The 22,681-nt window shown below is 71.1% G+C and carries 18 protein-coding genes; 9 read left to right on the forward strand and 9 right to left on the reverse strand.

Going from position 1 to position 22,681, the window contains the following annotated elements:
* Positions 1 to 50: 50 nt before the first annotated feature.
* Positions 51 to 569: a carboxymuconolactone decarboxylase family protein gene (locus NE236_RS36445; protein ID WP_252846803.1), complete on the reverse strand. Its 519-nt coding sequence runs from the start codon at positions 567 to 569 to the stop codon at positions 51 to 53.
* 152 nt (positions 570 to 721) lie between these two features.
* Here NE236_RS36445 and sigJ point away from each other — a divergent pair, with 152 nt between their 5' ends.
* From sigJ to NE236_RS36460, 3 genes are all read left to right on the forward strand, one after another.
* On the forward strand, positions 722 to 1,705 hold the full coding sequence (gene sigJ, locus NE236_RS36450) for an RNA polymerase sigma factor SigJ (protein ID WP_252846804.1): 984 nt from the start codon (positions 722 to 724) through the stop codon (positions 1,703 to 1,705).
* Between the two features lie 312 nt (positions 1,706 to 2,017).
* Complete coding sequence (locus NE236_RS36455) at positions 2,018 to 2,179, forward strand: hypothetical protein (RefSeq protein WP_252846805.1); 162 nt, start codon at positions 2,018 to 2,020, stop codon at positions 2,177 to 2,179.
* Positions 2,180 to 2,417: 238 nt separating this feature from the next.
* Positions 2,418 to 4,037 (forward strand): ABC-F family ATP-binding cassette domain-containing protein, encoded by a 1,620-nt coding sequence (locus tag NE236_RS36460; RefSeq protein WP_252846806.1) that lies wholly within the window; start codon positions 2,418 to 2,420, stop codon positions 4,035 to 4,037.
* A gap of 176 nt (positions 4,038 to 4,213) precedes the next feature.
* Here NE236_RS36460 and NE236_RS36465 read toward each other — a convergent pair whose 3' ends face one another.
* Positions 4,214 to 5,278 (reverse strand): fatty acid desaturase family protein, encoded by a 1,065-nt coding sequence (locus tag NE236_RS36465; protein WP_252846807.1) that lies wholly within the window; start codon positions 5,276 to 5,278, stop codon positions 4,214 to 4,216.
* Positions 5,279 to 5,826: 548 nt separating this feature from the next.
* On the opposite strand from NE236_RS36465, the gene NE236_RS36470 reads away from it, so the two are divergent.
* Positions 5,827 to 5,994: a hypothetical protein gene (locus tag NE236_RS36470; protein ID WP_252846808.1), complete on the forward strand. Its 168-nt coding sequence runs from the start codon at positions 5,827 to 5,829 to the stop codon at positions 5,992 to 5,994.
* Positions 5,995 to 5,998: 4 nt separating this feature from the next.
* Entirely contained in the window at positions 5,999 to 6,250 is a 252-nt protein-coding gene (locus NE236_RS36475; RefSeq protein ID WP_252846809.1) for a hypothetical protein, read from the forward strand.
* Between the two features lie 277 nt (positions 6,251 to 6,527).
* Here NE236_RS36475 and ligA read toward each other — a convergent pair whose 3' ends face one another.
* The 7 genes from ligA to NE236_RS36510 all read right to left on the reverse strand — a co-directional run bounded on the left by ligA (position 6,528) and on the right by NE236_RS36510 (position 16,384).
* Positions 6,528 to 8,615: an NAD-dependent DNA ligase LigA gene (gene ligA, locus NE236_RS36480; RefSeq protein ID WP_252846810.1), complete on the reverse strand. Its 2,088-nt coding sequence runs from the start codon at positions 8,613 to 8,615 to the stop codon at positions 6,528 to 6,530.
* A gap of 120 nt (positions 8,616 to 8,735) precedes the next feature.
* Positions 8,736 to 10,181, reverse strand: coding sequence for a lipase maturation factor family protein (locus NE236_RS36485; protein ID WP_252846811.1), 1,446 nt, complete (start codon positions 10,179 to 10,181; stop codon positions 8,736 to 8,738).
* The gene (locus NE236_RS36490; RefSeq protein WP_252846812.1) at positions 10,139 to 11,629 is read right to left on the reverse strand and encodes a phytoene desaturase family protein; all 1,491 of its coding nucleotides are present in this window, start codon (positions 11,627 to 11,629) and stop codon (positions 10,139 to 10,141) included. Before NE236_RS36490 ends, NE236_RS36485 begins: the two co-directional genes overlap by 43 nt.
* A gap of 29 nt (positions 11,630 to 11,658) precedes the next feature.
* On the reverse strand, positions 11,659 to 13,395 hold the full coding sequence (locus NE236_RS36495) for a sensor histidine kinase (RefSeq protein WP_252846813.1): 1,737 nt from the start codon (positions 13,393 to 13,395) through the stop codon (positions 11,659 to 11,661).
* Between the two features lie 76 nt (positions 13,396 to 13,471).
* Positions 13,472 to 14,341, reverse strand: a complete 870-nt coding sequence (gene ypfJ, locus NE236_RS36500; RefSeq protein WP_252846814.1) for a KPN_02809 family neutral zinc metallopeptidase — start codon at positions 14,339 to 14,341, stop codon at positions 13,472 to 13,474.
* A 62-nt stretch (positions 14,342 to 14,403) separates the two neighbouring features.
* A complete protein-coding gene (menC, locus tag NE236_RS36505) occupies positions 14,404 to 15,510 on the reverse strand; it encodes an o-succinylbenzoate synthase (RefSeq protein WP_252846815.1) in 1,107 nt (368 codons plus the stop codon).
* A 40-nt stretch (positions 15,511 to 15,550) separates the two neighbouring features.
* Positions 15,551 to 16,384 (reverse strand): GNAT family N-acetyltransferase, encoded by an 834-nt coding sequence (locus NE236_RS36510; RefSeq protein ID WP_252846816.1) that lies wholly within the window; start codon positions 16,382 to 16,384, stop codon positions 15,551 to 15,553.
* Positions 16,385 to 16,467: 83 nt separating this feature from the next.
* Here NE236_RS36510 and NE236_RS36515 point away from each other — a divergent pair, with 83 nt between their 5' ends.
* The 4 genes from NE236_RS36515 to NE236_RS36530 all read left to right on the forward strand — a co-directional run bounded on the left by NE236_RS36515 (position 16,468) and on the right by NE236_RS36530 (position 22,629).
* Positions 16,468 to 17,598, forward strand: coding sequence for a M20/M25/M40 family metallo-hydrolase (locus NE236_RS36515; protein WP_252846819.1), 1,131 nt, complete (start codon positions 16,468 to 16,470; stop codon positions 17,596 to 17,598).
* A gap of 77 nt (positions 17,599 to 17,675) precedes the next feature.
* Positions 17,676 to 20,213, forward strand: coding sequence for an aminopeptidase N (gene pepN, locus NE236_RS36520; protein ID WP_252846821.1), 2,538 nt, complete (start codon positions 17,676 to 17,678; stop codon positions 20,211 to 20,213).
* Positions 20,214 to 20,402: 189 nt separating this feature from the next.
* Positions 20,403 to 21,935 carry a UxaA family hydrolase gene (locus NE236_RS36525; protein WP_252846823.1) on the forward strand — a complete coding sequence of 511 codons (1,533 nt, stop codon included), beginning with the start codon at positions 20,403 to 20,405 and terminating at the stop codon, positions 21,933 to 21,935.
* A gap of 94 nt (positions 21,936 to 22,029) precedes the next feature.
* The gene (locus NE236_RS36530; protein WP_252846825.1) at positions 22,030 to 22,629 is read left to right on the forward strand and encodes an LURP-one-related family protein; all 600 of its coding nucleotides are present in this window, start codon (positions 22,030 to 22,032) and stop codon (positions 22,627 to 22,629) included.
* Positions 22,630 to 22,681: the final 52 nt, after the last annotated feature.

Here is a 22,681-nt window from a genome sequence, read left to right on the forward strand (position 1 = left end):
TCCCCCGATCTCCGCGAGGCCCGCCTCCCGACCCATTGAGCCTGTTGGCGTTACTTGCTGTAGTTCTTTCCGATGGGCCTACCGGGGATCGGCTTGCCGATGAGAGCGACCGGGGCGAACAAGCAGAAGTGGCCGATCGCCATGGTGAGCGTCCAGAGCGCCTCGTCGTCGTAGAGTGCGGATGCCTTGGCGAACAGCTCGTCGGAGACGCGTTCCCCGAATGGGTTCGGGGTGAGGACGGCCTCCACGAGCTCCAGTGCGACCCGTTCGGCGTCGGTGAAGTAGGGGGCATCCTGCCATGTCGCCACGGCGGTGATGCGCTTCTCGGTTTCCCCGGCTTTGCGGAGGTTGTCGGTCAACGAGATGGCGTGGTAAGTGCTGCCGACGATCTGCGCGGCGCGGAGCAGCATCAGGCTGATGGTGGTCTGCGAAACCGGCCCGTTCCAGACGGCGTTACGCACGGCTCCGGAGAGTTTTGACAGCTCGGGGAAGAGCTGGGTGAGGTCGGGCAGACGCGACTGGATACCGTCCTGCTCCGTCGTCGTGTCGGTCGTCGTTGGCGTGGACATGGCGAGGTCTTCCTTCCTGTGTGCTGGATGGTGTCTCACCAGTCCGACAACACAGGCGCTCGGGATGTGAGGCGGGGCGCCGACATCACGTTCAGGGGCGCTGTCCTGTCGGACTGGTGAGGACAGACGCGACCGAGGGAGCCGGCGACACCATGACCACCCCATCCGAGCCGGGAGACGGCCGACCCGACCCGAGCCTGAACGCGATCATGAGCGAGCGGCGTCAGCTGATCAACCTCGCCTACCGGCTCCTCGGCTCCCTCGCCGAAGCCGAGGATGCCGTGCAGGAAACCTACGCCCGCTGGTACACCCTGTCCTCACAGCAGCAGCAAGCCATCGAATCCCCCGGCGCCTGGCTGACCAAGGTCGCCAGCCGCATCTGCCTCAACTTGCTCAGCTCGGCACGAGCCCGACGGGAGAACTACGTCGGCGACTGGATCCCCGAGCCCCTACCCGAACCCGCGGAGTGGTCAGGCGGTCGGGCGGGCGGCACCACCATCGACCCGGCCGACCGCGTCACCCTCGACGAGTCGATCAACATGGCCTTCCTCGTCGTACTCGAATCAATGACCCCGGCCGAACGCGTCGCCTTCATCCTCCACGACGTCTTCCGCTACCCCTTCGCCGAAGTCGCCGACATCGTCGGCCGCACGCCGGCGGCCTGCCGCCAGCTGGCCTCATCGGCCCGCCGGCGCATCCGCACCTCGCAGACACCCGCGCCCCCGACCGCCCGGCAGGCCGCCATCGTCAAGAACTTCAAGCAGGCCTGGGAAGCCAAGGACATCGACGCCCTCATCGGCCTCCTCGACCCGGATGTCATGGCAACCGGCGACGGCGGCGGCCTCGCCACCACCGTGCGCCGCCCGGTCGAAGGCGCCGAGCAGATCGCGCGCGGCCTCGTCGATCTCGCCGGCAGGCTGGCCAACCTGACGATCCTGGAGCGTACCGTCAACGGTCAGCCCGGCCTGGTCGCCCAGCAGGACGGCGTCATCGTGACCGTGTACGCGTTCGACATCGCAGGCGACCGGATCACGCACATCTGGGCCGTACGCAACCCCGAGAAGCTCCGGCCGTGGACGGTGCATGGGGGTGGTGTACGAGTTTCCGCTGGTGACAGGCGTGGCGTCGTGAAGTGAGACGGGTCGGGTAGCGCCGGCGCTTCCCGACCCGTGCACAACAGTGTGGACCCTGCCGGGTGGATCTGCACCGAACCGGTTTCCGGCCCGCCGTATCGGTGGCTCGGCAGCGGGTTCCGCCCTCTCTCGCCGCGCGACGCCTATGGCACGGCTCAAGGACATGTTCGCGATCACGCAGCCGAGTGAAAAGAGGAGGTTCGTACAGCGAGAACACCGGCGGACCGTAGCACCCGCGGCGATCTCGCGGTCAAGAATTCCACCGCCCGCCGCCTCGCGCGCAGGAGGGGCGGGCAGTTCGTTGGGCCGACGTCGATGAAGGCAAATGCCGCGCTCGACAAACTACTGGCCACAATCGGCGGCTGGTCCCCGATCGGCACACGGCTACGTTGGCCGTACTACGGCGCGCCCCCCGAACACGCCGAAACGCTGCGCGCCATCGCCCGCGAACGCCTGCCCGAATTCACCCGCACATAACCAGGCAGCCCTGAACGGCCGCGGCCACTTCTCCAACGAACAAGCCGCGATGAAGTGCCTCTACATGGCGTTGATGGGCCTGGACCCCGCCAGCAAAGGGACTGTACGGTCAACGGCTCTATCGCGTAACTGGACACACCCATATTCGAGCGATACATCGTCCCGTGGCACACGCTGTTGATCGTATAGACCCGAATGCACTTGCACGGCCACAACCCCTAGGGAAGGATCTCGAGTCATGGGACATCTGGAAGCATCGCACGTTGAGTACTACCTGCCTGATGGGCGGGTATTGCTCGGCGATGTGTCGTTCCGGGTGAGCGACGGGGCCGTGGTCGCCCTGGTGGGGGCGAACGGTGCGGGTAAGACGACACTGCTACGGCTGCTCTCGGGAGAACTTCAGGCGCACGGCGGGACTGTCACATCCAGCGGTGGCGTCGGGGTGATGCCGCAGTTCGTCGGCTCGGTCCGCGATGACCGTACAGTCCGTGACCTGCTGGTGTCGGTGGCCCAGGCCCGCATCCAGGAGGCGGCGGCCGATGTCGACGAGGCCGAGCATCTGATCATGACGGTGGATGACGAGGCCGCGCAGATGAAGTACGCCCAGGCGCTCAGCGACTGGGCGGAGGCCGGCGGGTACGAGGCTGAAACCCTCTGGGACATGTGCACGATGGCCGCGCTCGGCACCCCGTACGACAGGGCCCAGTATCGGGACGTACGGACATTGTCGGGTGGCGAGCAGAAACGGCTGGTGCTCGAGGCGCTGCTTCGCGGCCCGGACCAGGTGCTCCTGCTGGACGAACCGGACAACTACCTCGACGTACCGGGAAAGCGCTGGCTGGAGACACAGCTGCGGGAGACCCGAAAGACGGTCCTGTTCATCTCGCACGACCGGGAACTCCTCGCACGAGCGGCGGAGAAGATCGTGGCGGTGGATCCCAGCCCGGCCGGATCCTCCGTGTGGGTGCACGGCGGCGGCTTCGCGACGTTCCACGACGCGCGGCAGGAGCGGTTCGCGCGATTCGAGGAGCTTTGGCGCCGCTGGGAAGAGAAGCACGCGCAGTTGAGGCGGCTGGTGCAGGACATGCAGCAGTACGCCTCACGCAGCGACGACATGGCCTCGCGCTATCAGGCGGCCAAGACCCGGCTGCGCAAGTTCGAGGAGATCGGACCGCCTCCCGAGCCGCCCCGCAAGCAGGACATCCGGATGCGCCTGCGCGGCGGGCGTACCGGCGTACGCGCGGTCACCTGCGAGAATCTCGAGCTGACCGACCTGATGAAACCCTTCTCGCTAGAGATCTTCTACGGCGAGCGAGTCGCGGTCCTGGGCTCCAACGGCTCGGGCAAGTCCCACTTCCTGCGGCTGCTGGCGGGAGAGGACATCGCCCACACGGGCGCGTGGAAGCTGGGCGCCCGCGTGGTGCCCGGGCACTTCGCCCAAACGCACGCCCACCCCGAACTGATGGGCCGCACTCTGGTCGACATCCTGTGGGACGAGCACGCGAAGGACCGAGGCGGCGCGATGTCGGCGTTGCGCCGGTACGAACTGGAACGTCAGGGCGACCAGCCCTTCGAGAAACTGTCGGGCGGGCAGCAGGCCCGCTTCCAGATCCTGCTGCTGGAGCTGTCGGGTACGACCGCTCTCCTGTTGGACGAACCAACCGACAACCTTGACCTGGAGTCGGCGGAGGCCCTGCAGGAGGGCCTCGAAACGTACGAGGGCACTGTGCTGGCGGTCACGCACGACCGCTGGTTCGCCCGCTCCTTCGACAGGTTCCTCGTGTTCGGCTCGGACGGGGTCGTCCGGGAGACTCCCGAGCCGGTGTGGGACGAGCGGAGAGTGGAGCGAGCCCGCTGAACTCCCCCGCCATGCCGATGTGTCGCGCGACCGTGCGCGCCGCGCTCCTGCGCGATACCTCCGTCCTGATACCTCACGGCGACCTCGCGCACGGGGCGGTCACTCGACGCGATGACGCTCACCCGGGCGGCGATGAGATGAGGACATCGGCCCGTCGTCGGTGCTCCGTCGTACGGCTATCCGGCTTCGGCGTGGGGGCGAAGCGGCGCGCCGACGGCGTTCAGGTGGCGGAGAACCTGGGCGTATGAGCCCACGAGGCTGCTCTCGTGGTACGTCAGACCCTGGCGCCCGCAGTGGGCCCGTACGAGGCCCTGGACTCGTCGCAGGCCGGGCCGGGGCATGCTGGGGAACAGGTGGTGTTCGATCTGGTAGTTCAGCCCGCCGAGGATGAAGTCGGTGAACCGGCCGCCGCGGATGTTACGCGAGGTCAGCACCTGCCTCCGCAGGAAGTCGAGTTCGTCGCCCTCGGAGAGCACCAGCATGCCCTTGTGGTTGGGCGCGAACGCGCAGCCCAGATACAGGCCGAACACGCATTGGTGAACGACGACGAAGACCGCCGCCTGCACAGGCGACAGGACGGCCAGGAGGGCCGCGAGGTACCCGGCGAGATGGATGCCGAGCAGCAGCGCCTCGACCGGCTTCGACCTCGGTCTGCGCGTACCGCGGCCCAGCAGCGACCGTACGCTCGCCACGTGCAGGTGCATCGCCTCGATCAGGAGCATCGGGAAGAACAGGTACGCCTGGAACCGGGCCAGCGTCCTGGCCGGCCTTCCACGCCGGGCGAGGGCGTGCTCAGTGGTGAACGCGATGGCGCCACTCGAGATGTCGGGATCCCGGCCTTCGTGGTTGGGGTTGGCGTGGTGGCGGTTGTGCTTGGCGACCCACCAGCCGTAGCTGAGCCCGATGAGCAGATTGCCGTGCACCAGGCCGAGCACGTCGTTCATCCGGCGGGAGCCGGCGATCTGCCGGTGACCCGCGTCATGCCCGATGAACGCGACCTGGGTGAAGACGATCCCGAAGAACGCGGCGACGAACAGCTGATACCACGAACGCCCCAGCAGGACGAAGGCGGCGCCACCGAGCACCAGCAGTGCCGCGTTCACCGCGATCTTCAGCGTGTAGTAGGCGGGCCGCCGCTTCAGCATCCCGGCCTGTCGAACCTGTCGGGCGAGGATCGCGTACGCGCTGCCGCGAGCGGTGGTCTCCTCGCCATCGGCCGATCCCAAGACATTGGACGTCATCGCTTCTCCTTCGGCGGGCAGGTGCGGGACGACAGGGCGTGCGCACCGCTGCGACCATCCGCCGCCGAAGGCGGGATCGCCTCCAGGAGAACGAACAATCGGGCAGCCGCGGGCGCCAGGGTCGCATCGCTCTGACGTGGGCTGCCACCATCGTCTCAACGGCTCGCCCCGAATGAGGGTTCCCTTGACGTCTACCTGGGGTGATGCCGCCTGGGATATGGTCGAGATGACCGAGGATTCCTCGAACTCCGATGGCCGAGTCGGTGTTCCCCCGGCCGCTCACTACATCGGCCCCTCTCGTGGCCAGGACAGGTCCGGCGAACATGCCCCCAGAACAACCGGACAACGACGCGAACGCAAGCCAAGTGCCAGATTACCCGTCGTTCGAAACGTACCCTCCTCGAGTCGCCGACGAAACGGGAGGCCGGGCCGCCCGCCGCGGATCTCTCGTCGGACCCGGCCGCTCGGGACCGACCGCTTACGCGGACGCGCTCGCTCCGGCAGCGCTCCACCCTCGGCGGACGACTCATCGTCCGGACGTCCAGCCCGTGGACCCCGAGGCCCCCGGCGAGTGCCTGTGCGGCGATCCGGCGGAGTTCGTCGTGGAGACCTACTGGTTCAGTGGGCGTCACTCCCGCGATCCGGTCTGCGAACGTCATGTGGCCGAGGTCGTCGCCGCGATCACGAAAAAACAGGCGCGGCGTGACGGAGGGTGAAAGTATGGCTGATTCCAAGCCCACGACCGAGCTTCATCTGCGTGTGCTGGGGCAGACCGCGGACTGGACGTTGCTGCTCCACGGCGAGCCGCCCGATGAGGACCAACTGGCGTCGTGGATGCAGAACGGAACAGTGGCCCGGCTCCTGGTCGCCGAGCAGGGAAGCAACGAACCTCACAGCCTGCTCGTGAACTTCTCTCTCGTCGTTTCCGTTCGGGTCGTGGCCACCGTACGCGGAAGAGGCGTCACCTTCTGACCCGGTCAGTTCGAGCGCGCGGGCGCTGCCCCGCTCGGCGGCCAGGGTGAATCACGTCAGGTGTGGCTCTCGCGGCGGGACCGCACCCTCCGGGCGATGATCACTCCGCCCGCACCAGCCGCCGCCACCAGTGCACCGCCGACCGCCCAGGCAGCGACGTTTCCGCCGGCGTGGTCGCCGCCCGCGCGGGCCGCAGCGCGTGTCTTGGCGCCGCATGCTCGTGCCACCGGAATGACCGGCGCGCTCGGCGCGGGCCCCGGGTCCGACGTGGAATGCCTCACAAGAACGCCTTGACCGTCTCGGCGAAGTCCTCCGGTGTGGTGATCGTGACGCCGAGCGCGGTGGCCTTGTCCTTCTTCGAGCCGGCCTTGTCACCGGCGACCAGGAGGGACGTCCTGGCGGAGACGCTGGAGGACGTCTTGCCGCCGGCGCGTTCGATCAGCTCGTTCGTCTCGTTGCGGGACAGTGCGGCCAGCGGGCCGGTCATCGAGCCGGTGACGACCACGGTCATGCCGGCCAGCGGCAGGTCCGCGTCGGCCGAGGGCGCCGGTCCATCCGTGCCCGTGCCGGGCGTGCCGCCGGTGGTGGCGCCGGGCTCGGTCATGGATACCCCGGCGGCAGCGAGTTTGTCGATGACGGGGGCCAGAACGTGCAGTTCGGCGGCGATGAGGGCGGCGCGCTCGGGCCCGATGCCCTCGACCTGCTGCAGTTCATCGATGTCGGCGGCGCGGATCGCGTCCATCGTGGCGAAGTGCCGGGCGATCCGGCGGGACATGCTGCGCCCGGTGCCCTGGACGCCGAGCGCGCAGAACACCTTGTTCAACGGCTTGGTCTTGGCGGCCTCGATCGCCGCCAGCAGGTTCGTCGTGCTGGTGTGGCCCATCCGCTCCAGGCCCAGGACGGCTTCGTGGTCGAGGGTGAACAGGTCGGCGAAGTCGGCGATGAGCCCGGCCTGAAGCATCGCCTCGATGCGGGTGCGGCCCAGAGACTCGATGTCCAGAGCGTCGCGGGAGACCGCGTAGGAGATCGACGCGAGGGCGTGGCACAGCCGCCCCTGGCGGCACCGCCACCGCTGCTGGGAGGTGTCGACGTCACCGCCACAACGCGGACAGGCATCCGGGATCGCGATGGGGGTCTCCGCGCCGGTGCGCAGGTGCACGACGGGGGCCTCGACACGCGGGATCACGTCACCGGCCTTGTACACCGTCACGTGGTCGCCGAGCAGCAGGCCCCGGCGGGCGATGTCCGCGGCGTTGTGCAGCGTCGCGTACGTGACGGTGGTGCCGTCGATCTGGACGGGTTCCAGGACCGCCCGCGGCGCGATGACACCGGTGCGTCCGACGTTCCACTCGACCTCGACCAGCCGGGTGATCTTCTCGACGGCCGGGAGTTTGTAGGCGATCGCCCAGCGGGGCGCACGCGAGCTGAACCCGGCCTCGACCTGGTCGGCGGCAGCGTCGGCCTTGACGACGATCCCGTCGATGCCCAGGCCCAGCCCGGTCCGCAGGCCGGCGATCTCCTCCACGCGCCGCTGCACGTCCTCCAGAGTGGTGGCGGTGGTCATGCCGGCGCCGGTCGCGGTGGTGGTCTGCACGCCCAGCCCGGCGACGAACTCCATCACCTCGCTGTGCGCGGACTCCTCCAGGCGCCGGGCGAGCTCGCCGTCGCGCTGCGGGCCGAGCGCGCCGTAACCGAAGAAGGTCAGCTCGACGGTGTACGGCCGGTCCTTGGCCCGTAGTGTGCCGGCCGCGCCGCTGCGCGGGTTGGAGAAGGGTGTTCCCTCATGCTCCACACGAACGAGGTTCGCGGCCTCGAACTGGGCGGCCGTCATCATCACCTCACCGCGCACCTCCACGCTCACCGGCTCGGCCAGCCGGTCCGGCAGGCCGACGATCGTGCCGATCGCGTGCGAGACGTCCTCACCCGCGGCGCCGTCACCGCGGGTGATCAGCTGGACCAGCCGCCCCTCCCGGTAACGGGCGGCGACCGCCAGGCCGTCGAGCTTCGGCTCCACGCTCCAGGCCCGCACCGGCCGGCCGAGCCGCCGCTCCAACCCGGCGGCCCACGCGGTGAGCTCCTCAGGGGAGAAGACGTTGTCCAGGCTCAGCATCGGGACCGTGTGCGGCACATCGCCGGTGACCGCACCGCCGGCGACCTTCCCGGTCGGTGAGTCCGGCGCCACCTGGCCCGGGTGCGCCTCTTCGTACGCCGCGACACGCCGGACCAGCCGGTCGTAGGCCTCATCGTCCAGCGCGGTCGAACCATCGCCGTAGTAGGCCGCCGCGGCGGCGACCGCCTCGGCGACCGCCTGCCGGTAGGCCGCCTCATCACCCAGCACGGTGGAAAGTCCCAGAGCCTCGGTCATGCCCACATCCTGCCGTGCGGCACCGACAACCCCGCCGAGCGAACGAAGCCGCACGGCTTCGCCTAATGGGCGGAGGCGATCGACTGGGAGCGCGCTCTGGCGGGCCGGCCCCCGGACGGCTCAGCGGGTGGCGCCGGCGGTGGGGCGCAGACTGATCGGCGGCAGGTACTCCCGGACGAGCCGGCGGTCCCACCACGCGCCGCTCTCGCGGCGTTCGCGCCGGGTGGTGAACCGGTAGCGGTAGAGGCGGGCGCGGACGACGGCGGGCGGGACGTCCGGGAAGGGGTTGTGCCGCAGCAGCCGGAGCGTCGCCCGGTCGTTCTCGAGGAGCCTCTCGGCCAGGGGGACGATCCACGGCTCGGCGTACAGGGAGGACAGCGCGGCGAACCACATCAGCCAGTCGAGCCGCAGGTGGTAGGGCGCGTACTGGCGCGGTCTGCGCCGGGGGTCTCCCGGCTTGCCTTTGAACTCGTACTCCCGCCACTCGCCGTCCGGCCCCGGCTCGGGATCGTCGGCGCCCTCGATCACCACCTCGTACCGGGTCTTGGTGATGCTCCCGAAGGCGCCGTACGAGCTGACCAGGTGCAGCGGGTTGAAGCTGGCGTTCATCCGCTGCCGCCGGGAGACCAGGTTCCGGGCCGGCCAGTAGCTGAGCACGACGACCAGCGCCGTGACCGCGACGACCAGTGCCTGATGCCAGACCGGCTCGGCGGTGGGGCGGGGGAACGCCGGCAGTCCCAGCGTCCGGGCGATCGCGCCCCAGTCCACGACGGAGGTCGCCAGGACGGCGGTGAGCCAGTTCAGCCAGGCGAAGTTCCCCGACAGGATCAGCCAGAACTGGGTGACGATGACGATGGCGGCCGCCACGGTGGCGTACGGCTGCGGTGCGAACAGCCCGAACGGGACGATCAGCTGGGTGACGTGGTTGGCCGCCACCTCGACGCGGTGCAGCGGCTTGGGCAGCCGGTGGAAGTACCAGCTGAGCGGGTTCGGCATCGGCTGGGTCTCGTGGTGGTAGTACAGGCACGTCAGGTCGCGCCAGCACCGGTCGCCGCGCAGCTTGATCAGACCCGCGCCGAACTCCAGGCGGAACAGCAGCCAGCGCAGCAGCCACAGGATCAGGACGGGCGGAGCGGTGCGCGCGTTGCCGAGGAAGATCGTGAGGAAGCCCGCCTCGCACAGCAGCGACTCCCAGCCGAAGCCGTACCAGATCTGCCCGACGTTGACGATGGACAGGTACAGCGCCCACAGCACCGCCCACAGGAGCATCGCCGCCCACAGGGGCACCAGGTCGGCGAGCCCCGCCAGCACGGCGGCGGACAGGCCGGCGCCGGTCCAGGCGACGGCCGCGAAGAACCGGTCCGAGTAGTGGACGTGGAACAGGCTCGGCGCCTGCCGGAACGACGCCCTGCGCAGGTACGCGGGTATCGGCGTGAGGCCCTTCTCTCCGAGCAGCGCGCGGAACTGATTCGCCGCGACGAGGAAGCCGACGAGGTAGATCGCGGCGATCCCGCGCTGGAAGATCAGCTCGCCCGGCCCGTATCCGGGGTCCGTGAGCCACCGCACCGCCGCCGCACCTCCTCCCCGGAGAGCCGGAAGACGCGGCGCAGGGCGACGAGGGCCGCGTGGTGGCCGCACATGCCGTGCACGCCCGGACCCGGCGGGGTCGCGGACGAGCAGAGGTAGATGCCCGGGTCCGGCGTGGCGTACGGGACCCGCGCCAGGGTCGGCCGGAACAGCAACCGCAGGTGGTCACAGGCCCCGCCGGCGATGTCGCCTCCGACGTTGTCGGGGTTGCGCGCCTCGACCGTGGCGGGTCCGGCCACGGCGCGAGCGAGGACGAGATCACCGAAGCCCGGAGCGAACCGCTCGATCTGGCGCTCGATCGCCCCGGTGAGGTCGCCCGTCCAGCCCAGGGGCACGTGCCCGTACACCCACAGGACGTGGGATCCGGCCGGTGCCCGGGACGGGTCGAACAGGGTCGGCTGGGCCACGATCAGGAACGGCGTCTCCGGTGCCGCGCCGTCGTACGCCGCGCGCAGCGCCGTGCCGATCTCCGTGAACGACGGGCCGAGGTGGACGGTGCCGGCCCGGGTGCAGGGCTCGGCCGTCCACGGCACCGGACCGGACAGCGCATAGTCGATCTTGAAGGCGGCGGGGCCGTGCCGGTAGCGGCGCAGCCGCTCGGCGAACCGGTCCGGCAGCCGGGGACCCGCCAGTGCGGCCAGGTGCTCCGGCATGACGTCGAGCAGGTACGCCCGCGCGGACGGCAGTTCGCCCAGGTCGCGGACAGGGCGCCCGGTCTCGATCCGGCCGCCGAGCGAGCGCAGGTGCTCCGCCAGGGCGTCGGCGAGCGCCTGCGAGCCCCCGGCGGGGAAGGGCCAGCCCACCTCATGGGCCGCGAGGGCGAACAGCAACGCCACTCCCCCGGTCGCGGGCGAGCCGAGCGGCGCCATGGCGTGCGCCGCCAGCCCGGCGAGCAGGCCGCGCGCGTGCTCGCCGCGGAACAGCCGGGCCAGCAGCGCGGCCGGCGCGGCGGCCCGCACGCCGAAACGGGCGAGCAGCAGCGGGTCCTTCGGCAGGCCGGCCAACTGGGCGCGCAGCACGTCGGGCGCGAGATCGTTCCAGCGGCCCAGGAACGGTCCGATCAGGCGGCGGTACGTCGCGCCGTCGTGCCCGAGTACCGCCGCGGTCTCCGCGACGGACCGGGCCAGGATCGCGGCCGACCCGTCGGGGAAGGGATGGGCGAGGGGGATCGCCGGCTCGACCCAGGTCACACCGTGCCGCTCCAGCGACAGCGCGCGGAACGCGGGCGATCCGGCGCCGAGCGGGTGCACGGCGGAGCACACGTCGTGCCGGAAGCCCGGCAGGGTCAGCTCCTCGGTGCGCGTCCCGCCGCCCACCTCCGCGGCCGCCTCGTACACCCGCACCGTCAGCCCGGCACGGGCGAGCGTGACCGCCGCCGTCAGTCCGTTCGGACCGGCGCCGACCACGACCGCGTCGACCTCGACCATGAACCGGGGGCTGCCCCGCCCGCAGATCTTTACACCGGTCCGGCGCCTCCGGCGGAGGGCTCACCGAGCACCGTCGGGGGAACCCGCCAGTCCAGGACGGTGCCGCCGCCCGCGCGGGCGCGGACCTCGAAGGTGCCGCCGAGGTCGCGGGCGCGTTCGGCCATGTTCCGCAGCCCGCTGCGGCGGCCGTCCTCGTGGATTCCGACGCCGTCGTCCTCGACCCGCAGCACGAGTTCGTCCCCGAGCACGAGGGAGACGCTGACGTGCCGGGCACCGGAGTGCCGCGCGGCGTTGGACAGGGCCTCCTGGAGGACCGCGATGACGTGGTCTCCGGTCGGCTCGTCGACGAGGATGTCCAGCAGGCCGTCCAGGCGGACGGCCGGGGCGAAGCCCAGGGTCTCGGCCGCGCTGTCGATGATGCCGTGAACGCGCGCCCGGAGCGTCGGCTCCATCGTGCCCTGCAACGCGAAGATCGTCGAGCGGATCCGCCGGATCGTGTCGTCCAGATCGTCGACCGCCCGCTGCACGCGCACCGCGACGTCCCGCTTCTCGGTGATCTTGATCGCGCTCATGAGCGTCATGGCCGTGGCGAACAACCGCTGGATGACCGTGTCGTGCAGGTCCTTGGCGATCCGGTCGCGGTCCTCCAGGACGACGAGGCGCTCCGCGTCGCGGCGGCGCCCGGCCAGCTCCAGCCCGACCGCCGCCTGCGCCGCGAACGGCTCCAGCAGCCGGCGCACCGGTTCCCCGAAGACGGGCCTGCCGGGGGCGTTCACCACGAACAGGACGCCGCGCGCCCCGCTTCCCAGCCCCAGGGGCACGATCAGCGCCGGGCCGATCGCCACGACCTCGGGCATGCCGAGGCGACTCGCCACCGGCCCCGCGTCGGTGAGCGCCAGTGGCTCGCCGTCACGGAACACCCGTCCGGCCGGCGACTCGCCGATGGGGATCCGCAACCCGTGCAGTTCCTCGGCGTGCTCACCGGCGACCGTCTCGACGACCAACTCACCGCCGTCCACGAGCGCGACCGCGGCCAGGTCCGCGTCACAGATCTCCCGGGCGCGTTCGGCGACGAGCTCGATCACGTCGCAGGACTCCGTACCGGAAAGCAACGTCGTCGACACCTCCGCCGACGCCTGCAGCCAGCGCTCCCGTCGCCGGGCCTCCTGGTAGAGCCGGGCGTTCTCGATCGCCACGCCGGCCGCGGTGGCGAGCGCGGCCACCACGCTCTCGTCGTCCTCGTCGAACTCCCCGCCGCCGGCCTTCTCGGTGAGGTAGAGATTGCCGAACACCGCGTCCCGCACCCGGACCGGCACACCCAGGAAGCGGCGCATCGGCGGATGGCCCTCCGGGAAGCCGTACGACTCCGGGTGCGCGGCCAGGTCCGGCAGCCGCAGCGAATGCGGCTCCTTGATCAGCAGGCCGAGGACGCCCTCGCCGTGGGGCCAGTGCCCGATCTCGGCGATCGTCTCCTCGTCGGCCCCGACCGTGATGAACTGCACCAGCCGCCCGCCGTCGCCGATGACCCCCAGCGCGCCGTACCGGGCCTCCACCAGCGTGGTCGCGGCCTCGACGATGCGGCGGAGCACGGTCTCCAGCTCCAGGTCGCTGCCGATCGACACGACCGCCTCGAGCAGCGCGTGCACGCGGTCCCGCGTGGCCAGGACGGCGTCCAGCCGGGACTGCAGTTCACCGAGCAGATCGTCCAGCCGCAGCTGCGGTAGTGACAGACGCGCGTGGTCGTCTCCGGGCGATGCCTGCGGCACGGACGTGGTTCCTCTCGGAAGAGTCTTCGTCTTCTCTCTATCATCCGGCCGCGGTTTTCGCCTGCCGCGCCAGATCTCAGATGCGGCCCGAGAAAGTGGCGCAGCGCGGCGGCTCGCCCGTGTCGTAGCCGGTGGAGAACCAGTGCCGGCGCTGCCCGGCCGTGCCGTGGGTGAAGCTCTCCGGGTCGACGCGTCCCCGGGCCCGCTGCTGGATGCGGTCGTCGCCGACCGCACCGGCGGCGTCGAGGGCCTCGGCGATGTCACCGTCGGTGAACGGCTTGTCGAAGAAGCCGGTCTGCACTGCATGCCTGGCCCACACGCCGGCGTAGCAGTCCGCCTGCAGCTCCAGCCGCACCGAGGCGCTGGACGCGCCCTGCCGGTCGTCGCCGACCCGGTCCATGGTGCCGAGCAGGTCCTGCACGTGGTGCCCGTACTCGTGCGCGACGACGTACGCCTGCGCGAAGGGGCCGCCCTTGGCGCCGAACTTGTCGTGCAGCTCCTGGAAGAAGCCCAGGTCGAGGTAGACCCGCTTGTCTCCGGGGCAGTAGAACGGGCCGACCGCCGAACTGGCGGTGCCGCACGCCGTGGACGTCGAGCCGCTGAACAGCCGGGTGCGCGCCACGGTGTAGGTCTTGCCCCGGTCGGTGAACTCCTTCTTCCAGTACGCCTGGACGCTGTTCACGACCCCGACGATCCGGCAGTCGTCGGCCTGGTCGGCGTCCGCGCCCGTACGGCACTTCGACGACAGGTTGCCCGCCGGGGGTGCGCTGCCGCTCCCGCCGCCTCCCCCGCCGAGGAGGTTCCCCGGGTTGACGCCGAAGAGCACGGCGGCGACCAGGGCGATCAGGCCGATCGCGCCGCCGCCGATCGCCATTCCCCCGAAGGGCGTTCCGCGGGCGTCCTCGACCTGGGACGCGTCGAGCCCGGCATCGTCGTCGAAGTCCACAAGTGCCTCCCGTACGTGATCCGACGGGTCGATCCCCCGTGGAGAGAGAATTTAACAATTCTTCACCGTGCCATGACGGCGGAGGCGAGACCGCGCACCAGATCCTCGTCGACCTCGTGGCCGAGGCCAGGGCCGGACGGCACCGGGACCAGCCCGTCGACCGCCCGGATCGGCGGCTCGACGACGTCCCGTTCGTAGTACTTGTCCGAGCCGGACACGTCACTGGGCAGGGTGAACCCGGGCAGCGCCGCGATCGCGACGTTGGCCGCGCGCCCGACGCCGAACTCGTGCATCCCCCCGCACCAGACCCGCCAGTCGGCCGCGACGGCACGGTCGTGCGCGGCACGGGCCGGCGCCAGCCCGCCCATCCGCGAGACCTTGATGTTGAGGATGCGGCCGGCGCCGAGCGTGATCGCCGTGTCGAGCTGGTCCAGGTCCTCGACCGACTCGTCGAGGCAGAGCGGGGTGACGATCCGCGCCTGCAGGCGGGCGTGCGCCGCGAGGGCGCCGGGGGCGTACGGCTGTTCGATCATCGTCAGGCCGAAATCGTCGAGCTCGGCGAACACCGCGCTCTGATCCTCGGTGTACGCGCCGTTGGCGTCGACGTGCAGGGGCAGTTCCGGGCGGGCCGTACGGACGGCGCGGACGGGTTCGACGTCCCACCCCGGTGCGATCTTCAGCTTGATCCTGCGGTACCCCTCGGCGGCGTACCGGTCGACCTGGGCGAGCAGATCGGCCACGGTCGGCTCGATGCCGAGGCTGACGCCCGCGGCGATCGCCGTGCGCGTCCCGCCGAGCGCCCGCGCCAGCGGCGTTCCGGCCGACCGGCACCACAGGTCCCAGCAGGCCATCTCCACACCCGCCTTGGCGAAGTTGTGGCCACGGATCCGCGCCCACAGCGCGCCGACCTCGGCCGGATGCTCCCAGTCCGCGTCGGCGAGGGCGGGCGCGAGGTACCGCTCCACCATGAGGAGGCAGTCGTCCACGGTCTCCGGGGAGTAGTACGGATCGCTGGGCGAGGCGATCTCCCCCCACCCGACCGCCCCGTCGCCGTCCTCGATCCGGATGAGGATGTGCTCCAGGTACGCCTTGCGGTGCGAACTCGTCTCGAAGGCGCGCACCAGCGGCAGGCTCACCCGGAACGACTCGATCTTGGACACTCGCGGCACGTGTCTTCCTCCTCCTCGTAGGGGCCGGTCGGCGGTGCGGTCACGAGGCGCGCTCCTCCGCGTCCCGGCCGTGCGGCCGTCGCTCCTCCGTCTCCCGGCCTTGCCGTGCCCGGCGTTCGTACCGGAACCGGTAGACCGCCGTGTCGTCCGTGCACGTCAGGCAGGAGATCGCAACGTATCCCCTGTCGATCAGCCGTCTCATCTCGGCCGCGAGGTCGTCGCGCAGCCGGGACGCCGCCCGGCGATCGCGGGCGACGAGGCCGTCCCAGTCACGGGGCGCGCCCAGCAGGACGTCGCCGTCCTCTGGACGCGTCGTTCCCCAGCCGGTGTACGCGGGAGGCGGGGCCGGTGATCCGACCGGCCGGAGCAGGTCCCATTCGACGATCAACCGGTCGGTGCGCATGCCCGGGTCGCGGCCGATGTCCTCGACGCCGTAGAAGTCGCGTTCGAACCAGCGGCCGGTGGCACCCAGGACGTCGAGGTTGAAGTGGGCGTTTCGGGTACGGACCGGGTCGAACGCCCAGCGCATCCGGGTCACACCGGTGGACAGGACGTAGTCGCGCTGGCTGAGCTTGAGCGCCCGGCCCACGCCGCGCCCCTGCCAGTCCGGCCGGACCGCCGCCACCTGCGAGTAGTGGTAGACCGTGCCCGCCTCCGAGCCGAGGAAGCCGTAGGTGAACCCCACCAGGTCCTCTCCGGCGAAGGCGCCGAGAACCGAGCCGGCGTTGCGCTGCAGCGCGGCGAGCAGCCGGGGACTGACCGCCGGATCGGTGGCGGCCAGTGCGAACGCGGCGCGGTACACCTCCACCCCGGCCCGCATCTCGGCGGAGGTGGTGAGCGGCCGCACGGTCAACTGCGGCGAGAGGGGCGGCAATTTCTGCTCACGGTACGATCGATTGAACCGCGCTTCTTCCTGCGGATTCTTCCATTATCGGCGTGCCCCGATCGGGAGGGGACATGACCCCCGAGCTGGCCACCGTCCTGACCGACGCGACCGCCCGGCTGCTGGCCTTCGGCCGCGAGCGGCTGCGGGACTACGCGCTCGCCGAGTCGCCGTCCGGGGACTCCGCCGCCCTGGCCCGCTGCGCCGCGCTGATCGAGGCCGGCCACCGGGAGGCCGGCGGCACCGTGGCCCGCGACGGCGAGCATCTGGTGACGCGGTTCGGCCCGGAGGACGGCCCGCACCTGCTCCTCGTCGGCCACTACGACACCGTCTGGCCGGTCGGGCGGCTCGCCACCATGCCCTACACCGACGACGGCACGACGATCACCGGGCCTGGGACGTACGACATGAAGGGCGGCCTGGTCGCCGTCGAGATGGCGCTGCGCGCGCTGCGCGACGCCGGGACGGCTCCGGCCCGGCAGGTGCGCCTGGTCGTCGTCGCCGACGAGGAGGTGGGCAGCCCGACCGGCCGCGCCGTCGTCGAAGGCCACCTCGACGGCGCCGTGGCCGTGCTCGGCCTGGAGTCGCCGCACCCGGACGGCGCGCTGAAGAACGCGCGCCGGGGCAGCGTCCGCGTCCGGCTCGGCGTCCGCGGTCGCGAGGCGCACGCCGCCCTCGACCCCGGCAGAGGCGTCTCCGCCATCGACGAGCTCCTCGACCAGATCGAGGCGGTGCGCGGCGTGGTGCCGGACGACGGCACGACGTTGTTCAACGTCGGCCGGATCGAGGGCGGCCGGCGCGCCAACGTCATCGCCGGCGAGGCCTCGGCCGAGATCGGCCTGCGTTTCGCCTCCGCGACGGCCGAGCGCACGGTGCTGGACGCGCTGGCGGCCCTGCGGCCCGTACGAACGGGCGCCGCCTTCGAGGCGACCGTGCTGTCCGCGCGGCCGACCTGGCCGGAGCGTTCCCCCGATCCGCTGCTCGACCACGTCGCCCATGTCGGTGGGCTCCTGGGACAGCGGATCATCGGGCGACCCGCGGCCGGGGCCGGGGACACGAACATGCCGGGGTCGCGCGGGCTGCCGACCCTGGACGGCTTCGGTCCCCGGGGCCGGGGCGCGCACGCCCCCGATGAGGCGATCAAGGTGGCGGGCCTCGCCGAACGCGCCGCTCTGCTGGCGGGGATCATGGCCTCGCCGCCGTAAGGGGCGAGAACGGAATCCGAGGCGCGTTCGGGCACAGTGCCGACCTGCATCACGCCGCGATACGGCAGTATTGCCGCATGCCGGCTCTTACCCGAGTGGAGGCGCAGGCTCGCGCCCGTCTGCTGGACGTACGTTCCTACGCTGTCCACCTCGACCTGACGCGCGGTGACCAGGTGTTCTCCTCCGACGCCGTCCTCCGATTCGGCGCCGAGACCGGGAGCGAGACGTTCATCGATATCCGACCCTCGCGGCTGCGCCGTGCGGTGCTCAACGGGCGGGAACTGGACCCGGTCTCCCTGCGGGACGGCCGCCTGCCGCTGCCGGGCCTGGCGGCCGACAACGAGCTGCGCGTCGAGGCCGACATGCCGTACTCCCGGACCGGCGAGGGCATGCACCGGTTCACCGACCCGGCCGACGGCGAGGCCTACGTCGCGACGCAGTGCGGCGCGGACGAGGCCCCGCGGGTGTTCGCCTGCTTCGACCAGCCGGACCTCAAGGCACCGATCGAGTTCTCCGTCACCGCCCCGCCGCACTGGACGGTGCTGAGCAACGCCCCCGGGGTGAAGGGGAGCGACGGCCGCTGGCGCTTCGCCCCCACCGTGCCGATCAGCACGTACCTCGCCGCGGTCGTCGGCGGCCCCCTCCACTCGGTCCACGCGGAGCACGACGGGATTCCGCTCGGCGTCCACTGCCGGCGCTCACTCGCCCCGCACCTGGACGCCGAGGAGATCTTCGACATCACCCGGCGCGCCCTCGACCGATACCACGCGCTGTTCGAGGAGCGGTACCCGTTCGCCAAGTACGACCAGGCCTTCGTGCCCGAGCTGAACTTCGGCGCGATGGAGAACCCCGGCTGTGTCACCTTCCGCGACGAGTTCATCTTCCGCTCCGCCGTCACCGACGCCGAGCGTGAGACCCGCGCCATCGTCATCGCGCACGAGATGGCGCACATGTGGTTCGGCGACCTCGTCACCATGCGCTGGTGGGACGACCTGTGGCTCAACGAGTCGTTCGCCGAGTACATGGGCTACCGGGTCGTCACCGAGACGACCCGGTTCACCACCGCCTGGACCGGCTTCGCCGTCGCGCGCAAGCCGTGGGGGTACGACGCGGACCAGCGCTGCTCGACCCACCCCGTCGCGGCGGAGGGCATCGACGACACCGCCATCGCGCAGATGAGCTTCGACGGCATCTCCTACGCCAAGGGGGCGTCCGTACTGCGGCAACTGGTCGCCTGGCTCGGTGACGAGGCCTTCTTCGCCGGGATCAACGCCTATTTCGCCCGGCATCGGTTCGGCAACGCCACGATGACCGACCTGCTGGACGCCCTCACCGCCACGAGCGGCCAGGACGTGCACGGCTGGGCCGAGCGCTGGCTGCGCACGAGCGGGGTCGACACGCTTCGCCTGGAACTCCCCGATGACGACGGCACGCTCACCTCCGCGACCGTCGTGCACACCGGCACGCCGGGCGAACCGCCGGCCCTGCGCCCGCACCGGATCAGGGCCGCCGCCTACGACCTGGCCGACGACGCGGGCGCGGGCCGCCGCCTGGTGCTCCGCGAGCGCCTCCCGATCGACCTGCCGGCCGTCGCGGACCCGGACGGCACCGCCCGTGTGCGGCCCGAGCGCCTGACCGGGATGCGCCGCCCCGACCTGGTGGTGCTCAACGAAGGTGACCTCAGCTACGCCAAGATCCGGCTGGACGAGCGGTCTCGTCAGGCCGTCGCCGAAGCGCTGTCCACGATCGAGGACGGGCTCACCCGCGCGCTCCTCTGGAACGCCGTGCGCGACATGGTCCGGGACGGCGAGCTGCCGACCACCGGATTCCTGGCCCTGGCCGACGCGCATCTGCCGGCCGAGCCGGACGTCAGCGTCGTGGAGGCCATGCTCGCCTTCGGCCGGCAGGTGGCCGACCGCTTCACGACGCCGGCGGGGCGTCCGGCGGCCGTCGCCGCGCTCGCCCGGGTCTGCCGGGAGATCCTCTCGCGCACCTCGGACGGATCCGCGCCGGAGCTGCGCCTCGCCGCCGTACGGGCGCTGATCCGCTGCGCCGAGACCGCCGAGTCGCTGGCCGAGCTCCAGGAATGGCTGCGTGCGCAGCGGGTTCCGGGCGGCCCGGACCTCGACCCCGATCTTCGCTGGAAGACGCTGTCGCAGCTGTCCGCCCACGGAGCGGCCGGCGAACGCGAGATCGCGGCCGAGGTCGAGCGCGACCCCAGCGCGACGGGCCAGGAGGGTGCCGCCCGGTGCCGTGCCGCCCTGCCCGACCCGACGGCCAAGGAAGAGGCGTGGCAGCGGCTGTTCACCGACGGTGCCCTGTCGAACCATCTGCTGACCGCGACCGCCCAGGGCTTCTGGCAGCCGGCCCGGGCGGAGCTCACTGCCGGATTCATCGATCGCTACTTCGGGGAGGTCCCGGCGGCTGGCCCGCGCGGTCCGGCGGTGGCCAAGGCGCTCGGCCGGGATCTGTTCCCCGCCCACGCCGCGACGCCGGCCACCGTACGGACCGCCGAGAAGTGCCTGGCGCGCGAGGACCTGACGACCGCGCTGCGCCGCGCGCTCGGCGACGAACTCGACGACCTGCGCCGCGCCGTCCGGGTGCGCGGCGGCTGAGCCCCCACCTGGAGTGATCATCGTGGGCCTTCGTACCTCCGGGGACGAAGGACCACGATGATCAACGTGTCCGCCGCCACGCGGCGCTGCGGGCAGAGGCTTCCGCACTGGGTGACTCGCGGTGAGGCGCCGACTCAAGGGAAGATATCGGGGCAGTGTTCAACATTCCGGATGTTACGGGAGTGACGGATGACCGCCCTGCTGATTCTGCACCCGGACGATGACGTGGCCCTGGCCACCGAGGATCTCGCGGCCGGAGCACCGGCTCGCGAGGGGCTCGTCGCCCGGAATGACGTGCCGCGCGGGCACAAGGTCGCCCTGCGCGACCTGCCGGTCGACGCCCCGGTGCGCAAGTACGGCCAGGTCATCGGCTTCACGACGCGCCCGGTGGCCGCCGGCGAGCACGTGCACACCCACAATCTCGGCTTCCACATGTTCGACCGCGAATACGAGTTCGGCGTCGACGTCCGCCCGGACGACCCGGTACCCGCGGCCGAACGGGCGACCTTCGACGGGATCGTCCGGCCCGACGGCCGGGTGGCCACCCGCAACTACATCGGCATCCTCACCACCGTGAACTGCTCCGCGACCACCGCCCGGCGCATCGCCGAACGGTTCCGGCGTCAGGAGGACCTGCCCGGCCCGCTGGACGCCTACCCGGCGGTGGACGGCGTGGTGGCCCTCACGCACACCCTCGGGTGCGGCATGGCCGGTGAGGGCAGTGAGGAGTTCGCCGTGCTGCGGCGCACCCTCACCGGGTACGCGCGTCACCCGAACTTCGCCGGCTTCCTGGTGCTCGGCCTCGGCTGCGAGGTCAACGAGGTCCGGTCCCTCGTCGAGGAATGGGAGATCGGCAGGGACACGCCCGTGGTACCGATGACGATCCAGGAGTTCGGCGGCACCCGGGCGACGATCGCCGAAGGGGTCGCCCGGATCATGGACATGCTGCCCGCCGCGAACGCCGTACGGCGGCAGCCCGTGCCCGCCTCCGAGCTCGTCCTGGCGATGGAGTGCGGCGGGTCGGACGGCTACTCCGGCATCACCGCCAACCCGGCCCTCGGCGCGGCCGCGGACCTGCTGATCCGGCACGGGGGCACGGCGGTGTTCGGGGAGACCCCCGAGATCTACGGGGCCGAGCACCTGCTGGTCCGGCGGGCGGTCAGCCTTGAGGTCGGCGAGAAGCTCGTCCGCCGGATCCGCTGGTGGGAGGAGTACACCGCCAAGCACGGCGGCTCGATGGACAACAATCCCTCCCCCGGCAACAAGGCGGGCGGCCTGACGACCATCCTGGAGAAGTCGCTGGGCGCCGCCGCGAAGGGCGGCCAGTCGAACCTCGCCGACGTGGTCGAGTACGCCGAGCCCGTCACCGCCAAGGGCCTGGTGTTCATGGACACGCCGGGCTACGACCCCGTCAACGCGACCGGGATGGTCGCCGGGGGCGCGCACGTGCTGTGCTTCACGACCGGCCGCGGATCGGTCTTCGGCTGCAAGCCGACGCCCAGCCTCAAGCTCGCCACCAACACGCCGTTGTACGAGCGGATGACCGACGACATGGACATCAACTGCGGCGTGGTCGCCGACGGCGAGTGCGACGTCGCCGAGATGGGCCGCCGGATCTTCGACCTGGTGCTGGCCACCGCGTCCGGCCGCCGGACACGCAGCGAGGAGCTCGGCTTCGGCGACGAGGAGTTCGTGCCCTGGCAGCTCGGCGCGGTCATGTGACGGTTCAACCACGATCGCCAGGGCTCCATGCGGGAAGCTTTACCGTTTCTGTACCTTTGCTGCTCCTTCATATGTGGACAGAGCGGGGCATCGCATGGACTTCTCCACCTTCCAGGCCCAACGGCGGCTGCTCATCCGCCAGCGGGTGCGGCTCATGGTCAACCAGTACGAGGTGCACACCGAGAACCCGGACGGCTCCGAGGGCGAGCTCGTCGCCTTCGCCCAGCAGAAGCGCATGGCGTTCAAGGAGCAGGTGACCTTCTACGCCGACGACCGCAAGGAGCAGCCGCTCTTCGGTTTCAAGGCGCGCCAGCGGCTCGACCTGGGCGCGACGTACGACGTGACCGATCCGTCCGAGCAGCCGATCGGCACCTTCCGCAAGGACTTCAAGGCCTCGCTGCTCGCCTCCACCTGGCACCTGGAGCAGCCGGGCCTCGGCGTCACGACCGGCTCCGAGCGCAACAAGGCCGTCGCCATCCTGCGCCGGGTCTGGGACTTCATCCCCTACGTCGAGAGTCTGCCGTTCGCCTGGCCGTACCACTTCGACTTCGCCGCGAACGAGCAGGAGACGTTCTCCGTGGACAAGAAGTTCGGGCTCCGGGACCGGTACGTCGTCGACATCAAGGACCCGCGGCTGGACCGCCGCCTGGTCATCGCCCAGGCGGTCGCGCTCGACGCGCTGCAGCACCGCTGAGCCTGCGGCGCGCGGCGACCGCCCGAACGCCGGGAGGTCCCGCCGGGGGGGG

Source organism: Actinoallomurus purpureus, from assembly GCF_024055795.1.
In the GTDB taxonomy this organism is placed as follows: Bacteria; Actinomycetota; Actinomycetes; order Streptosporangiales; family Streptosporangiaceae; genus Actinoallomurus; species Actinoallomurus purpureus.

Excerpts from the sequence above, each read along its gene's own strand:
- NE236_RS36515 (WP_252846819.1), top strand. The coding sequence starts at position 16,468 with ATGACCCCCGAGCTGGCCACCGTCCTGACCGACGCGACCGCCCGGCTG.
- NE236_RS36460 (WP_252846806.1), top strand. The coding sequence starts at position 2,418 with ATGGGACATCTGGAAGCATCGCACGTTGAGTACTACCTGCCTGATGGG.
- NE236_RS36490 (WP_252846812.1), bottom strand. The coding sequence starts at position 11,629 with ATGGTCGAGGTCGACGCGGTCGTGGTCGGCGCCGGTCCGAACGGACTG.
- NE236_RS36465 (WP_252846807.1), bottom strand. The coding sequence starts at position 5,278 with ATGACGTCCAATGTCTTGGGATCGGCCGATGGCGAGGAGACCACCGCT.
- NE236_RS36525 (WP_252846823.1), top strand. The coding sequence starts at position 20,403 with ATGACCGCCCTGCTGATTCTGCACCCGGACGATGACGTGGCCCTGGCC.
- pepN (WP_252846821.1), top strand. The coding sequence starts at position 17,676 with ATGCCGGCTCTTACCCGAGTGGAGGCGCAGGCTCGCGCCCGTCTGCTG.
- NE236_RS36475 (WP_252846809.1), top strand. The coding sequence starts at position 5,999 with ATGGCTGATTCCAAGCCCACGACCGAGCTTCATCTGCGTGTGCTGGGG.
- NE236_RS36530 (WP_252846825.1), top strand. The coding sequence starts at position 22,030 with ATGGACTTCTCCACCTTCCAGGCCCAACGGCGGCTGCTCATCCGCCAG.
- ligA (WP_252846810.1), bottom strand. The coding sequence starts at position 8,615 with ATGACCGAGGCTCTGGGACTTTCCACCGTGCTGGGTGATGAGGCGGCC.
- NE236_RS36445 (WP_252846803.1), bottom strand. The coding sequence starts at position 569 with ATGTCCACGCCAACGACGACCGACACGACGACGGAGCAGGACGGTATC.
- NE236_RS36455 (WP_252846805.1), top strand. The coding sequence starts at position 2,018 with ATGAAGGCAAATGCCGCGCTCGACAAACTACTGGCCACAATCGGCGGC.
- sigJ (WP_252846804.1), top strand. The coding sequence starts at position 722 with ATGACCACCCCATCCGAGCCGGGAGACGGCCGACCCGACCCGAGCCTG.